The sequence below is a fragment of the Deinococcus yavapaiensis KR-236 genome, from assembly GCF_003217515.1.
Taxonomy (GTDB): Bacteria; Deinococcota; Deinococci; order Deinococcales; family Deinococcaceae; genus Deinococcus_A; species Deinococcus_A yavapaiensis.
Genome location: NZ_QJSX01000013.1, coordinates 147608 through 163233, shown reverse-complemented (window position 1 = coordinate 163233; position 15626 = coordinate 147608). Strand labels below are relative to the sequence as shown.

Below are 15626 nucleotides of genomic sequence, written 5' to 3'. Positions count from 1 at the left end.
GTCAAACGTCCGCCGTACAGCGACGACGACCTCGCCGACGTGCTCGAACACGCCGACGCGCACGTCAAGTTCTTGTTGTTCCTCGTCGCGCACGCGGGCCTGCGCATTCGCGAAGCGCTCGATTTGGAGTGGCGCGACCTCGACGAAAGCGCGCGGCGCGTGCATGTCCGCAGCGGCAAAGGCCGCAAAGGCCGCGTCGTCACCATGAGCACCAGCCTCGCGCGCGCCACGCGCGCCTACCGCGCGCGCTACGGTTCGGGCGGCCCCGAGCATGCCGACGGCAAACGCACCACGCCCAGCTCGTTCGTGTTTCGCTACCGCACGGTGATGGGCGCGCGACACCACGTCGAAAAAGCCTTCAACGCGGCGGGCGTGACGTTCCGGGGCTTTCACGCGGGCCGTAAGTACGCCGGGACGCGCCTTGTGAAACAGTTGCGTGACTTCGCGCGGGTCGCCGCGCACCTCGGGCACGCGTCGGTCGACACGACGCGCAAAGGGTACGCAGAACTGCCCGCCGACGACCTCAAAGACGAACTCGCCTCTTGGTAAACGACATGATGCCGGACGGCGCCGAACCGCAACAGCGTGTTACAGTCGCAATCAGAAAGACGACGGAATCTCAGACGACTTCACCTTCAATCTCCGAGCGCAGGAGGTCACAAGAGGTGTGGACGCCTCGCGCGCCTTCGCTTACATCAAGCAGCACCGTGAGTGCAACGTCTGCGATGCTGTCAAGCTCACGCTCCTGCACCTCCTGGTTTTCCAAGCGTCGTTCTAAGGGTCGCGCACGTACACGCCCGAAGTGAGAAGGACACCCGCACGATCAAAGGAAAAGCGGGAGCGTCGTCTCCAGGAGGCGCACTACCGAAGGTCGCATTTCGCCTGCCCTTGAGGCAGCAGGGCTTGCGCGACGACCCAGTCAGGCAACACCACAAACGATTCGAAGTTTCGATTGAGAACTGTCACGCGTACGTTCTCAGGGCGCTCACATGACCCATGCAACACAACGACCGTTGCCCCTTGTGGCTCCTCGAAACGTGAACAAGGCCCCTCGAATGCCGTGATGCTCGCCACCACACCGAAGGAGCGTGGCCTGCTCAAACTGAACGTCCGCGTCATCACCTGCGCGTACATCACCTTCCCAACGAACGCAAGGCGCACATTGTTGGGACCGCGTAAGTCCATGCGCACGGTTCCGCTTGCCGTGCGCCACAACCACAAATGATTGCCTCCACTCGGCGTGGCGTTCGTGACGTCTACTTGCATGCTTACGTTTCCGAACATGGCATATGGAACACGTGGCGTCAGCATGAAGTTCATACCGCACCCAGCTGTGATCGGCGAGTTCGCCGTCACCGTCACGTCCAAGGCGATGCTTGCAGGACGTTTGCTTGGAAGTGTCACCTCGGGCAATGGCGCTCGTGGAATTGTTGGGGTGGGGAGCGTTGGGATGGGAATCGGGGGAAGGGGAAGAGGTGGAATGGGCGTGGTTGGTTGTGCTGCAACGCAGCCCCAGGAGAGAAACGCAAAGGTCAACACCATTCGACGCATGAAGCCTCCCGCGTCCGTTCGCTCAAACACTTCAGTCATCATGGCTTGAGCGCAGACATGTCGTGCGAGTACGGTCACTTTCGATGACGAGCCCGTGAACTTCAAGGGCTGGGAGTCGTTGGTGCTGGTAAGGAGAACACGACCGGCGCTTGCCCGTTCGCTTCCAGCCGCCGCACATACATCGAGATGGACGCGCGATCACCACGAGCGTCGAATGACACGTTCTCGTTGAGCAACGTCGTCAAGCGAACTTTCGCCAAGGCGGAGCGCACCTCCTCGGGCGTCAACGTCCCTTGAGGATTCAATCGCCGCGCGTCCCTTAACGCGAAGATCATGGCGTTGGCCGCTTCGTACCCCACCAACGCCTTGCCCTTCGAAGGGACGTTCCCGAGTTTGCTCATGAGCGCGCGAAGCCGCGCGTTCTCAGACGGTGGCACCTCCCAAGACATGAACAGCGTCCCGACCAAACTCGACCCGAACGAGGTATTAAAAAGGTCGGCGTCATTCAACCAGTCCAGCAGTATCGTCGCCTTGGACCCTCGCTCCTGCAACGTTCGTTTTACCTGCGCCGCCACGTTTAAATCTCCAGCCACGTACACCGCGTCGAACGACTCCGACAAGATGGTGCCCACACTTGCACGTCGAACGACCACCGCGCGGGAGCGCAGGGTTCGTTCGGCCGCCTCGGCCGTCGCACTGCCCCCATCGGCGTCGACGATCAGTACGCGGCGCGCCTTGACTTCGTTCGCCAAGTACAACGCACCCGCCACGCCGATCACGTCGTCTCGCGGCGCCCACCGAAACACGTGCCGCCACCCTTGGCCCGTCAAAGACACCGCGGTGGCCGTCGGAGTCAGCATGGCCACGTTCGCCGATCGCAAGATGGGAGCCACGACCAAGGCGGCACCCGAGCTCAGAGGCCCGATGACGGCAATCGTGCGTTGCGCGAGCAACCTGCGTGCGTTCGCCGCACCTGTTGCCGGGTCCCCCTGATCGTCGAAGTTGCACAACCGCACGCTAAGTCCCACTCGATTGAGCTCTGACCGTCGCTCTTCGAGCGCCACTTGTACGCCGCGCCACACGGATCGACCCGAGGGGCTTTGAGGGCCACTCAAGGGCGCCATGACGCACACTTGCACCGTTTCCAGGGCGGTGGCACTCGACCACCATGCCAAGCTCAGCAGCATCCACACGCGCGTGTTCACACGAACCTCCTGATACGGCGTCGCCGTTAGCGCTTGCCTTCGACGCTGATGGTGTTGAACGGTTCGCTGCCGAGCAGCGAGGGCACCCAGCCCTTGACGTACGTGCGGGCGGCGGCGAGCGGACGCGAGTGCACCAAAACGAGGCGCACGTACGCTTCGTACGTGCGCTCGTGGACTTGCGCGTACAGCTTGGCCTTGTCGGCTTGCGTGGTCGCCAAACGAGCGCGGTCCAGAAGCTGCGCGATGTTGGTGGGGTTGAAGCCCGTGTCCGCTGTGGCGTTCGCGGAGCCGTAGTACGCGCTGTAGAAGTCGTCGGGATCGCCGTAGTTGCCCGTCCAGCCGATCATGTACATGTCGAAGCCGGGCGCTTGGTTGCGGTCGACGAGGTACTGCGCCCAGTCCTTGGTCTTGAGGTTGACCTTGATGCCGATGGCGCTGAGGTCGGCGGCCATCGCTTCGGCGATGGGCTTGGGCATCGGGAAGTACGGGCGCGAGACGGGCATGTACCACAAGTCGAGGCTGAAGCCGTTCGGGTAGCCCGCGTCGGCAAGCAATCGCTTCGCCCTTTCGCGGTCGAACGGGTACTTCTCGGGGACTTTGCTGCTGTTCGCCCAAGACAACGCTTCGGGGAGCAACGAGGTGCTCGTGGACCCCAATTCCCCGTAGAAGGATTTCACGAGCGCATCGCGGTTGATGGCCATGGAGATCGCTTCGCGCACCTTGGCGTTCTTGAGGTTCTCGTTGCGGACGTTGAGGCTCAGGAAGCCGACGTTGAACGAGGGCTTGAGGACCGCGCGAAGGTTCTTGTCCGCACGAACCGCCGCGAGGTTGTCCGGCGCGAGGTCGACGGTGAAGTCGATGGTGCCCGCCTTGAGCTCGTTGAGGCGCGCGCTGGGTTCGCGGATGAAACGGAAGACGAGTTCGTCGACCTTCGGCTTCGCGCCCCAGTACGTCTTGTTGGCGCTGAGGACGACACGATCCCCGGCCCGCCAGCTTTCGAACTTGAACGGACCCGACCCGACCGCGACGCCGGCGGGCGTGCCGTACTTGGCGCCTTGATCACGAATGGCCTTCGGGGAGGCAATGCCGAAGTAGCCTTGCGCCAGGAGGTTCGGGAAGGCGGGCACGGCTTGCGTCAAGGTGAAGCGGATGGTGTAGTCGTTGACCTTCTCCGCGCTCTTCACGAGGCTGTTCCTTTCGCCCTTGAAGCCGCCGAACTGCTCGCCGAAGGACTCGTAGGTCCGCCCTTGATTGCGGAAGCCGTACTGGTCCTTAGGATCCCACCAGCGGTTGAAGTTGAACAGGATCGCGTCCGCGTTCACGGCCGTACCGTCGTGGAATTTCACGTCGCGGCGCAAGGTGAACGTCCACACGGTGGCGGCGTTGTTCGAATTCCAGGAGGTGGCGAGCGCTGGCACCAAGTCGACGCCGCCGGGCTTCAACCCGACGAGGTAGTCGTAGATTTGGCGGTGGACGATGACGGAGTTGCCGTCCGAGACGTTGCCGCCCTCGAGGTTGAAGGGTTCGCCGCCCGAGCCGTACACGAGCGTGGCCGCGCCCACTTGGGATGGCAGCGTGAAGCCTGCAAGGACCAACAGGACCGAGCATGACCGTGCGAACGCCTTCGTGAAATGCCGCTGGGACTCGTGCTCTCGCCCCAAGCAAAGGTCGTTTGTCAACAGCAGCGATGAATTGGCTGAGCTCATGTCGTCCTCCTCGACGTCGTGACAGCATCACTGACTCAGCGTGGGTGGCCTTGATCGTCCGTACGCGTCGCTTGGGTGGCGAAGCGAGACAAGAACGCGCTCAAGCGACCATCCGTGCGCTCCACCACGATCCCGCCATCTTGCCAAATGCCGTTCGACGCCCACCATCTGGAACCCGCTGGATCCCCTTGATTCTGGTGAATGTCATGCACGCCTTGCGCACCGCCTGGGTTGGCGAAGCGTTCGCCGAACACGAACACCCGCGCCGCGCCGGCGACCGTCGCTTCCATGGCGTTGAGGGCGTTGTCACCGTTGCTCAGCACCCACGCGCTAAAGGGCAAGCCGAGCAGCGCGAGCGCCCGCTCGATGGCCCCTGCGGCAAGCGTGCCGTTCGAGCCGATCGGGACAAGTGCCTGAAAGGAACTGGCGCGCAAAAAAGGGCTGCGAAGGTAGTCGAGCGCGCCCGACACGGGCGTGGACGGCAAAGGGTGGAAGCCCTCACCGAGGGTCAGCACCCCTTGAAATCGAGCGCGGGACAAGCCGACGGGCCGACGGTAGTACACGCCGACGCCGTTCGGCGTGGCGACGTCCACGGCGCAGCGATGCACGACGCCTTGCGCGCGCACGAACACGTGCCCGTGAAAGTACCGTCCGTACTGCCCTTGTTCGCGCGCGTCTCGTTCGAAGTGATCGAGTTGACCGACGAGCACACCGTACTGCGTGAGCGGCATGATTCCTCCTATCGTGGATGGTGAGGCTAAGAGCGAGCATCAACGCGAGGGGAACGATCGTACCGACGCCGCGCGATCAAGTCGTTGTCACACCTTCGACGACTTTGACTTCGAGTGCAACCCACTTCTTTTCGATGTGTTACTTCGCGAGCCAGTAGCCGATCACGGTGCCCAGAGAACCAAACGCCCACTTCTGAGCGTCTGCAGGGTACCGTTTGGACAGAACGACGAACAACGAGCTGACGAGGACGATAAGGCTGATGACCATGGTGAACAAAAACTTGAGGCCTCCCAATTGATTGATCGTTTGTACGATTGATGATTCGTCATTCGATTGCAACACGATACCCGTACCAAGTTCGATGTCTGGAACGAAGCGGAATAAAAAAACGAACGCGAGCGTCGCGAAGAAACCCCATCGGTTCACTATCATCAAACCTCCTACAACAGGCAAAGGCGTCACTCCACCGTGACGCGTGACGTTACACCTCAGGCCGAAGCTTTAACGCCAATCGAGGTCGCGGCGTACGCTTGTCCTGCAGCGTGCCTCCTGATGTGTCCGAACTCATTGCTGCATCCTTGAGGGTGTTGATCAACGTCATCAGCGTCTTCTGCTGACTTTGCGACAAGCGGTATCCGAGGTCGGCACTTGCTGCGACGTCAAGCCAAGACCGCGCGTCTGCTTCGAGTTCCCGGTCATACTCTTTTTGGAAAGCACTCGCGAACTCTTCGATCGCCGCCATTAACGTGACGAGACGCGCTCGGCGGTGACGATTCCACCCTCCTTGCGCTTCGAAGCGCTGCACCGCCAGCGTTCCAGCCGCGCGACCACGCGCCATGAGCTTGCGCACCGTCTCAGCCGTCATGCCGAGGTTCAAGCCGCCTTCGTGTTTCGACATGAACACGTGCACCATCCGGTCGCGATAACTTGGCGCTTGCACGTACACGCCGTCGTTCCAATTACGCGCCGTGTCCACGAGGTTCACCGTGAATTCTGGTAGGCCCTCGACGGTCGTCCACGTCGGCTGGATACCTTTGTTGTTGCCTTCGGGCATCCACACGTTCTGCGCCTCGTCCTCGTGCGGCTGGCGACCGTCCGGGTATGGTCTTAAGTTCACCGCGAACGTCGGCCGTTCCGGCAGCGGCGGGTCGAACAAGTGTACTGGGAAGTTGCTCGTGAGCCCCCCGTCTGAGAAGTACGCGCGTTTCGGCTCGCGATCACCCATCGGACTGGCGGTCTGCGTGAAGTCGGCGCCGTACAACGGTACGGCGCTGATCAACCCTGGGAAGCTCAAGCTGAGCCGCACCGCGACCACCACCGGCAGCAACTCGGCGGAAGGCAGCGGGAAGACGCCGCGCGCCGCGAAGAACCCTCGGCGCCGCGCGGACGCGACATCGCCGGACTTCACAGGGCGTGGGTGTCGCATCATGAAGTTCACGACGCGCGTTGGAAACAACGCGCGGAACTCGCGCTCGTTGAAGTAAAAGCGGTCGCTGTGCGCGAACGGCAGGCGGTACGGTCGGCCGTGCGCGAGGCATGTCGTGATCATCTGCAAGTCCACGCCCTCACCAAGAAGGTCTTGGAATGTCAACGGTTCGCCGTTCACGTCGCGGCCCGCAACATTGTCGAGCATGTCGGTCAGCCACGCCGAAAGCGGCGGCACGCTCGACGGCACCCCGCCCGTGAAGCCGTTACACAACCCGAAGTGGTTATCTTCGAAGGCGCGCTTGGCGTCGCTCGCCCTGGCAAGCAGCGCGCCCAGTACGCCGCCCGCGAGGGCCACGCCCGAACTCCACAGCAGCCCGCCTACGTCGCGCGTTCGCCACGACGAGCGTAGCAACGCCACGCCGGGAACGCTTCCCGCGAGGGCCGCGAGGGGTTGACGCCGCATCACTTCAAGCGGAAGCGTCCACGCGCGGTTCTCGTCGTTCGCCCTCGAAAGAAGCTCGAAGGTCGCGGCTGTTGTTGCCTGTGGTTGAAAGAGTCGCTGCAAATTCAACGGTCCACCCTGCACTTCGGATGTCGCGAGCCAATCGGCGGCGTTCAGCAACCGCGCGAAGCCCCCTTGCCCTGTTTGCCGTCCGAGTTCGGCAGCCGCCGCGAGGCTCGCGGCGATCGCGCCAGCCGACGTGCCGCCCACGCAGCGAAGGCGGTACGTGCGCGCGAGTTCCTCGACGAGCGACGGGTACACCACGCCGCTCGTCACGCCGCCCTCCAACACGAGGTTGCACTCGAGTGTCGGATTCACCGATGGCGTCATACGCCCTCCTTGCCCGCGAAGCGTCGTCGGTCGAGGGTGCGTTGCGCGTCCTCGCCGAAGTACTCGTTCGTCCACGAATCGTCCGCTTTTAACGTCCGGGGCGCAACGGGCCCTGCCTTCGCAGCTTGACTGATGAGGTAGCGGAAGCGGTAGTGGTCGTACACGCGCAGCAACTCGCAGCCGTACATGTCTGCGACGTCCGTGTTGCCGCGCAACACCAGGTAGTTCTCGTCGTTGTTCGCGCTGGCATTCTTCGAAAAGTTGTGGCTGCCGCTGATCACCGTTGGCTGATCGCTCGTGAAGTCGAGCACGATCAACTTCGTGTGAATGAGGATGTTGCCCGCCTGCCCAGCCGTGTCTTCTTTAAAGAACCGCTCGAGGCCTTCGGGCAGCAGGGCCGTCGCGACGAACTGCCGGCCTCGGTCGCGGTTCGTGCCGATGATGTCTTGCACGTCTTGCGCACGGTTTTGCACGCCAAGACGCAGGACGTCGTCGTTCTTCTGTCCCCACAAGGCGGCGACGATCCGCCGATCGAGGTCGAAGGCCGTGCAGAACAGCACATCCCGCCGCGCCTCCCCGATCAAGCGCGCGAACGCGTCGAGGTCCGCGCCGCCCCTTCTGGGGGAAAAGCCCGCGAAGCACTCACCCCACGCGTCCGGCAGCTTGTTGTGCGCGTCGATGTACGCGCGCGTCGCTTTGGGGTCAGCGCCGGAAAACAGCACGTCGAACACGCCTTGGTACGACCAAGCGATTTGCGGAGACTGCGCGACGTGCACGACGTTCGCTTGACGGTACACGCCGTTCTCCGTGAAGTTCGTGCTGCCGCACAAGACCGCGTGCGGTGTGCGCACCCCGTCGATGATGCGGCCGCGCACCATGAACTTGTGATGGTGAATGCTGGACGTGACGCGCCCCCGCTTCGCGCCGTCTGGCACGCGCGTGAGATGCTCTTCGTTCTCGGTGGTCGCGTCGTCGCCGTTCTTGGCGTGGTAGACGATGCGGACGTTCACGCGACGCCGCAGGGCGCGTTCGACGGCGTGCACGATGGGTTGCAGTTCGTACTCGTAAATGGCGATGTCGAGGCTCCACGTGTCGTCGAGGGCCGCGTCGATGAACCGCTCGATCTGTTCGAGCGCGCCGCGACTGAGCCACGCGAGCGCTTCGGCGGGCAGCACGGCGACTTGACCGTTCTTCTTGCGCGCGCGCAAATCGTCGGCCATGCCAGGGAAGCGGCGCGCGAAGGCTTGGCTGGCGGCGGCGGCGCGGTTGAAGGTGACGATGTGCTCGCCAGCGTCTTGCGGGTGGGTGGTAACAGTGACGCTCGGGCCGGGCCGCACGTCGAGCGCGCCAGGCACCCCGTACACGGGGTGGAGGGTGTAGGTGTACGTGCGGTTCGGGTACACGGCGTAGTCACCCCAGCGGAACGCTTGGATCGGAGCGGTGTTCGTGGAGAGGGCTTCGCTAGGTTCGTGCGCTTGGCCCGGAAAGGCGAGTTGCCCGGACAACCAGCGGTCGCTGCCGTCGGGGGCGCTTCGGTGTACGGCGAAGCCAAGCAGGCCAGGACGCCGTGTTTCGGCGAGGTCGAAGGCGAGGAGGACGCCCGTGGTACCCGCGTACGCTTTGAGGGTCACGCCGTCTTGGCTTCGTGTTCGTCGCATTGTGCCTCCTGAAATGCTCAGCGCAAAGCGCGGGCATGTTATGGCACGTCGATTTCCAGTCATGGCGTCCGTCACGCACGGCATCGAAACTCATGTTCGACTTCTGCCAGCGTTCAGTCACGGTCGTTGAATTCGTTACATTTTGTCCGTGGGCATTATGGCTTTGGCGTGGTCGGAATGCCGCCACCGCCGAGGCTGCCCGGGTCGGCGTACGCGACGCTCGGAGCGAGCAAGGCCAACAGCAAACCGAACACCAACGCGAGTCGTTTGTTGCGCATGAGCGACGCCCTCCCAGGCGTGCCTGACGTTAGCCGTGCCGCGCTGAGCCCTTTCGCACTGCATTTTCAAGGTTCTCTTACTGCCTCGCTAGAGTATCCTAAGGGCACGCTCATGGCTGCCTCGCCGCTTCATCCGCTTCTGCTCGCGTTGCTCGACGGGCGCGCCGCGGACGCCGCGCGAGCGTTCGACGACCTGACGCACCCGACGCCGGACGACGAACGCTGGGGCGGGTACGCGTTGTACGCGCTCGGCGAGCTCCTCCGCGCGCACGACGTGCTGGTGCGGGCCGTCGCGCGCGGCAGTGCAGCCGCGCGCGTGGAACTCGCGACCGTCACGCGCGCCCTCGGGCAACCGAGCGACGCCCTCGCGCTCCTCGACCTGCTCGACATTCCCGCGCTCGAGACGCTCGACCGGGTGCTCGCCTGGCGGGAGCTCGGCGCGACCCTGCTCGCGTTGCGCCGCGTTCCCGACGCGCTCGCCGCACTGAAGCGCGCGTGGCACGACGCCGCCGCGTTCGACGACCCGCTGCGCGGCGTGGCGGGCGCGGTCGCGCTGCTGCTCGGCCAAGCGTACGCTTCACGCGGCGCCTCGGCGCCCGCCGCGCATTACCTCGACGAGGCCTTAGCGCGCACCCTTCCCGAACGGCGGTTGCACGTGCACCTCGTGCGCGCCTTGACGCGCGTGCACGACGGCCGCTACGACGCTGCGGAGGCGGATGTCACGATCGCCGAGACGCTCACGTCTCAAACCGCGGCAGCACAGGCGCTGCTGTGGTACGCGAGAGGCAGCGTCGCCCGCGCCCGTCTGCGCTGGACGGACGCGACCGCCGCGTTCGATCGTGCCGCGTGTGAAGCGCGCGCGAGCGGCGACGTCGGTGTGGAATTGCACGCGGCGCTGTTGCACGCGTCCGTGGTGACGGCGCAAGGACGCGCACGCGACGCGCGGCGCCTCATCGCGCGCGCCACGGCCCTCGCCACCACGGACGTGGAACACGCCGCCACGCACTTGCGCCTCGGCGCGGCGCTCGTTCTTGACGGTGAGGCGGCGCGCGCCCTCGACGCGTTCACGGCGGCGCGCACCGCGTTCGTGACTGCGGACCTCGCGCGGGAAGCGGCGTGGGTGGATGTGCACGCCGCCGAAGCCCACTTCGCGCTCGGGCACGATGTCGACGCGCGCCTCGCGCTCGAACGCGCGCTGGACGAACGAGGTGTCATGGGGAATGGCGCGGCCTTGCTGCCCGAGCTGCACTTGCTGCCGCGCGTCACGGACTTCCTCGCCTCGCACCCGACGGACGAACTCGCCGCGCCGTTCTTGCATGACCGCCGTGCGGCAGGCATCACGGCGCCGCTGCACGTGCGCCTGGTGTCGCTGGGCAGGCAACGCGTGCTCGCCGACGGACGCGACGTGCCCATCGGCATGCGCCGCAGCCTCGAGCTGCTGTGCTTCCTGTTACGGCATCCGGGGGCGTCCCGCGCGGACGTCCTGCTGGCGTTGTGGCCCGACGACGACCCGAAGCGCTCCGTGAACTACTTTCATCGCGCGCGGCACGAGTTCAACGCCGCGCTGCCGTGCTTGCACATGCACTTCGACAAGGAAACGGAGGCGTACGACGTGCGCGTGGACGGCGTACGCTTCTCGTGGGACGTATGGGACGTTCAACGACGGCTCAGCACGCTCGACGAGAATGCCTTCTTACAAGCCCTCTCGTTGTACGGCGGTCCGTTCCTGCCGAGCGCGACGACCGAGTGGGCAAGTAAGGAGCGAACGCATTTGGAATGGTCATTGATGAAGGTGGGACTGCAACTCATGCGCCGTTGGAGCGCCGAGGGGGAGTACCGCAAGTCCTTGAACTTGTCGCGCCGCTTGCTGGAAGTCGATCCGTTCGATGAAGGCATCGCGGAATTCCTGGTGGAAGCGACACTGCAACTCGAAGGGCGTGTGGAAGCCTTGGCGGAACTGAAGCTCATCACCGAACGCTTCGAAGCCGAGCAATTGGTCGTGCCGTCGCGGCTGCGATCCTTGGCGCAACAGATACACCCCACGAACTGACAAAGAAGTCGTTCCTTCACGTTCACGCTGAGCGGCTTAATCGCATGCCGCTCAGCGATCGCTCAGTGACTGCGCTTCATCGTGTGCATCGACCCGGTCATGCTGAGAACGCTGGAGGATTGAATGTCAGCACATGCTTTACCATCAACGCATAACGTCGATCGCGCGCGAACGCTCGGCGCACATCGCCGAAGCCGACGTGTGCGACCCAGGCAAGCCGAGGAGCAAAGAGGGAGCTTCCACGAATCGCGCGGACGTCTGCCGCGAAGCTTCACACGCGAAGACCGCAGGGGGACAAAAGCGCTTCAAAAGGACGCGAGAGAACCTCTGCACGTCAGGTCGAAGGTCTCATCAAGGCGGTGCAAGGGCGGTTCCTCGCCGAGCGCGCTTCGAATTCGTTTCGTGCAAACCGCCTTCATGCGCACCTGCGAACTCGGAAACTACGCGTGCGCTGCTCACCACGAGCATCACGATGTCGCTGAGCTCCCGAGAAGCCGTGCACTCAGACGACACGGGGTTCACGCGTTGGCACCGCGAAGGTCGTACCTACGAACGTACACAGAAGTTCAAAAGGTTGTCACCCTAACGCCCGTACCTGCGAGGGCTTCGTAGGAGGTCGAGGATGCCCGCTTCACTCAAGCACATTCACTCGTTCACCCCCATGGGTGCCAACCTCATCGCCGACGGCGCCACCTTTCGCGTGTGGGCGCCCAACGCCCGAAGCGTACACGTGCTCGGCGACTTTAACGGCAACGCGCTCGATCACACCTCGTTGCTGACGCGCGACCCGAACGGTCACTGGCTCGGCTTCTTCCCCGGCGCGAAAGACCGCCAGAAGTACATGTTCTACGTCGTCGGCGAAGGCTCTCAAGGCTTCAAACGCGATCCGTACGCACGCGAACTCGAAACGCCGCACCCGAGCAAGTGCATTCTCCGGGCTGCCGACTTCCCTTGGCACGACACGCCGCACACCACGCCCGCCCTTGCTGATCTCGTCATCTACCAGCTGCACGTCGGCACGTTCTTCACCCCGAACCTCCCGAACAAAGCCGGGACGTTCTTGGACGTGGCACGCAAAGTTCCGTACCTCGCCGAGCTCGGCGTGACCGCCGTGCAACTGCTGCCCATCCAAGAATTCCAAACGCAGTACGGGCAAGGCTACAACGGCACCGACTACTTCTCCCCGGAGATGAACTACGCCGCGCCCGACGCGGCGATTCCCGCGTTCCTGCCCGACATCAACGCGTTGCTGCACGTGAAGGGCCTCGCGCCGTACCAAGCGCAAGACCTCAAGGGTGAGATGAACCAACTCAAAGCGCTCGTGGACGTGTGCCACGCGTACGGGCTGGCGGTGCTGCTCGACGTCGTGTACAACCACGCCGGCGGGGATTTCGGCGATGAAAGCATGTACTTCCTCGATCGTCAGCATGACGGCGACGGACGGCGCAACTCGCTGTACTTCTCCGATCGAGGCCACGCGGGCGGTTTGGTGTTCGATTACGCCAAGCCGGACGTGCGTGACTTTCTCATTCACAACGCCAAGTTCTTCCTCGACGAGTACCGCGTGGACGGCTTTCGCTACGACCAAGTGAGCGTCATCGATCATGACGGCGCGCCACACGGTTGGCGCTTTTGCCAAGACCTCACGTCCACCTTGCACTACCACCGTCCGGGCAGCGTTCACCTCGCGGAGTACTGGAATGTCAATCCGCACGTCGTCCAGCCCGTTCCTCACGGCGCGGGCTTCGACACAACCCTCACAGACGGACTGCGCCGCGCCATTCGTGACGTCATCGAAAGCGCGAGCGCGCCGGACGAGCGACCGTTGAACATGACGGCGCTGGGGGCGAGCATGTGGCCGAACGGCTTCACGCATGCCGGGCAGTTCGTGCAAGGCCCCGAAAACCACGACCTCGTCCTCGAAGGACGGGAAGCGCGCGTCGCGCGTCTGAGCGACCCCAGCAACCCTCGGTCGTGGTACGCGCGGAGTCGTGCGCGCGTCGCGACCGCCCTCAGCTTGACGGCGCCGGGCATTCCGATGCTGTTCATGGGGCAGGAGTTCTTGGAGGACAAGCCGTGGTCGGATGACGTCGTGCGCCGCGCGAACTTGCTGCTGCACTGGGCGGGCTTGAGCGGCGGTGACCGGGACATGCTCGACCATGTGCGGTTCGTGCGTGAACTGCTGGCGTTGCGGCAGTGCCTACCCGGGCTGCGTGGCGATGGGTTCCGCGTGGTGCACGCGCACGACGAAAACCGCGTCCTCGCCGTGCACCGCTGGGTGCACGGCGCCGGGCATGACGTTGTGATCGTCGCGCACCTCGGCAATTCGCACCGCTTCGACTACCGCGTGGGCATGCCTCACGCGGGCGTGTGGCATGAAGTGTTCAACAGCGACGTGTACGAGCAGTGGGTCAATCCACTCGTGTGCGGAAACGGCGGCCAGGTGCACGCGAATGACGTGCCGATGCACGGATTCCACGCGTCCGCGCCCTTGACCTTACCGGCGAACAGCTTGCTGGTCTTCACGACCTGAGATAGGAGCGTCCTGTTCAGCTTGACGTGGCTTGCAGTGCCAATTCCACCTCAGCACGAGTGAACGACACTCGATCATGCGCGATGCAGCACGTCAAGCCGTGAGCATGTTAACGCTGCTTGGCGCGACGCGAAGGAGAAGGTATGTTCGAACGCCGCGACGTTTGGGTTTTAAGTGCCAACGATCCTTGGGATCCGATCTTGACTTGGTACGCTCGAGCTGTCCAAGAATTGCGAACGCGTCTCATCTCCGATCCAACCTCGTGGGGCTACCTGGCCGCGATGCACGGCACCGACCAAGCAACGGGAACGTGGCCGAAAGACGCGCCGTGGAACGCCTGCCAACACAACAGCTGGTACTTCCTGCCTTGGCATCGGATGTACCTGCATTACTTCGAGACGGTCGTCCGTCAAACGATCATTCAGCTGGGCGGTCCGGCGGACTGGGCGCTGCCGTATTGGGATTACAGCGACACGACGCGTCTCAGCGTCCTCACCTTACCAACCGCGTTTCGAGAACCTTCGCTTCCCTCCGGAGACGTCAATCCGCTGTTCGTCAGTGAGCGTGCGAAGGGAATCAACGCGGGCGGGACCATGCCGAAGCCGGTGGTCTCCGTGACCGCCGCCATGAACGAAGTGGACTTCTCGAACCAAAACAACCAGGGACTGGTCGGCTTTGGCGGACCCATCACCGGGTGGAATCACGATGCACCCGGCGGGATGGGCGCGTTGGAGCTTCGACCGCACGGCACGGTGCACATGGCGGTGGGCGGCACGACCGGTTGGATGAGCCATTTCAACACGGCCGCGCTCGACCCGATCTTCTGGCTGCATCACGCCAACATCGATCGATTGTGGGAAGCGTGGTTGCGGCAAGGCGTGGGTCGCGCGAATCCGACGAAACCCGCGTGGTTGAACATGCAATTCACCTTCGGAAGTGGACCGTCGCTGTTGACAATGAGCGTCGCGGACGTTCGCGACGCTTCCGCTGCGCCTCTTTCGTATCAGTACACCGATCTGAATGTCGCGGCGCTCGCGCCGTTGACGGCTGGAGCTCTTCCTCACGCGTCCAACTTCGACGGTCCGCACAATATGCTCATGGAACTTGTCGGCGCGAGCGAGCAAGGCGTGCCACTGACGAATACTGCCAGTTCGGTCGTCGTGCCTTTGAACGCTCCTGCCAGCCCGGGTTTGTTGCAGCAAGCACCGCAGACGGTGCAGTTGAAGATCGAAAACGTCCGCGGAAGCGAATTGGCGGCCGCGAACTACCTCGTGCACGTGAACATGCCTGCGGGCGCGCCCGATGAGGAGCAGCAAGCGTACGAAGCGGGGGTGGTGACGATGTTCGGCGTTCGAGAAACGTCCAGGGTCGACGATCAGCACAGCGGAAGCGGATTGACGGTCGTTTTGGACATCACGGACCTCGCGCGTCGTTTGCAGCAAGCTGACAATTGGAACGCGCAGCGTCTGCACGTGACGTTCACGCCGTTACAGCCCGATGAACGCGGCGGGAATGTCACGGTTGGACGTGTCAGCGTGTTGTTTGGCGGCCGCGTATGACCGCGGCGTCACGCCTCGCGTGGCAGCGAGGCTTGATGCGAGTTCGCCGGTGGGCATGGCTGCATCCTGAGCACGCTCTGTTGTGCGCAGCGGC

Annotated in this window: 12 protein-coding genes; 4 read left to right on the top strand and 8 right to left on the bottom strand. The window is 63.7% G+C overall.

Features of this window, described 5'->3' with window-relative positions; all coding sequences use genetic code 11:
* Positions 1 to 549: tyrosine-type recombinase/integrase (locus DES52_RS15990; protein WP_146237332.1), on the top strand; the 549-nt coding region annotated here is incomplete at its 5' end.
* A gap of 312 nt (positions 550 to 861) precedes the next feature.
* Here DES52_RS15990 and DES52_RS22615 read toward each other — a convergent pair.
* From DES52_RS22615 to DES52_RS23595, 8 genes are all read right to left on the bottom strand, one after another.
* Positions 862 to 1593, bottom strand: coding sequence for a hypothetical protein (locus DES52_RS22615; protein WP_146237331.1), 732 nt, complete (start codon positions 1591 to 1593; stop codon positions 862 to 864).
* Positions 1594 to 1652: 59 nt separating this feature from the next.
* Complete coding sequence (locus DES52_RS15985; RefSeq protein ID WP_110887834.1) at positions 1653 to 2756, bottom strand: branched-chain amino acid ABC transporter substrate-binding protein; 1104 nt, start codon at positions 2754 to 2756, stop codon at positions 1653 to 1655.
* 26 nt (positions 2757 to 2782) lie between these two features.
* Complete coding sequence (locus tag DES52_RS15980; protein WP_110887833.1) at positions 2783 to 4462, bottom strand: ABC transporter substrate-binding protein; 1680 nt, start codon at positions 4460 to 4462, stop codon at positions 2783 to 2785.
* A 35-nt stretch (positions 4463 to 4497) separates the two neighbouring features.
* Positions 4498 to 5193 (bottom strand): DUF2278 family protein, encoded by a 696-nt coding sequence (locus tag DES52_RS15975; RefSeq protein ID WP_110887832.1) that lies wholly within the window; start codon positions 5191 to 5193, stop codon positions 4498 to 4500.
* Between the two features lie 139 nt (positions 5194 to 5332).
* Positions 5333 to 5626 carry a hypothetical protein gene (locus tag DES52_RS15970; RefSeq protein ID WP_110887831.1) on the bottom strand — a complete coding sequence of 98 codons (294 nt, stop codon included), beginning with the start codon at positions 5624 to 5626 and terminating at the stop codon, positions 5333 to 5335.
* Positions 5627 to 5675: 49 nt separating this feature from the next.
* A complete protein-coding gene (locus DES52_RS15965) occupies positions 5676 to 7454 on the bottom strand; it encodes a patatin-like phospholipase family protein (protein WP_110887830.1) in 1779 nt (592 codons plus the stop codon).
* Positions 7451 to 9112: a phospholipase D-like domain-containing protein gene (locus DES52_RS15960; RefSeq protein WP_110887829.1), complete on the bottom strand. Its 1662-nt coding sequence runs from the start codon at positions 9110 to 9112 to the stop codon at positions 7451 to 7453. Before DES52_RS15960 ends, DES52_RS15965 begins: the two co-directional genes overlap by 4 nt.
* Positions 9113 to 9267: 155 nt before the next feature.
* Positions 9268 to 9390 carry a hypothetical protein gene (locus DES52_RS23595; RefSeq protein ID WP_281268576.1) on the bottom strand — a complete coding sequence of 41 codons (123 nt, stop codon included), beginning with the start codon at positions 9388 to 9390 and terminating at the stop codon, positions 9268 to 9270.
* 112 nt (positions 9391 to 9502) lie between these two features.
* Here DES52_RS23595 and DES52_RS15955 point away from each other — a divergent pair, with 112 nt between their 5' ends.
* The 3 genes from DES52_RS15955 to DES52_RS15945 all read left to right on the top strand — a co-directional run bounded on the left by DES52_RS15955 (position 9503) and on the right by DES52_RS15945 (position 15532).
* Positions 9503 to 11440, top strand: a complete 1938-nt coding sequence (locus DES52_RS15955) for an AfsR/SARP family transcriptional regulator (RefSeq protein WP_170131098.1) — start codon at positions 9503 to 9505, stop codon at positions 11438 to 11440.
* 622 nt (positions 11441 to 12062) lie between these two features.
* Entirely contained in the window at positions 12063 to 13973 is a 1911-nt protein-coding gene (locus tag DES52_RS15950; protein WP_110887827.1) for an alpha amylase C-terminal domain-containing protein, read from the top strand.
* A gap of 143 nt (positions 13974 to 14116) precedes the next feature.
* Positions 14117 to 15532 (top strand): tyrosinase family protein, encoded by a 1416-nt coding sequence (locus DES52_RS15945; protein ID WP_110887826.1) that lies wholly within the window; start codon positions 14117 to 14119, stop codon positions 15530 to 15532.
* Positions 15533 to 15626: the final 94 nt, after the last annotated feature.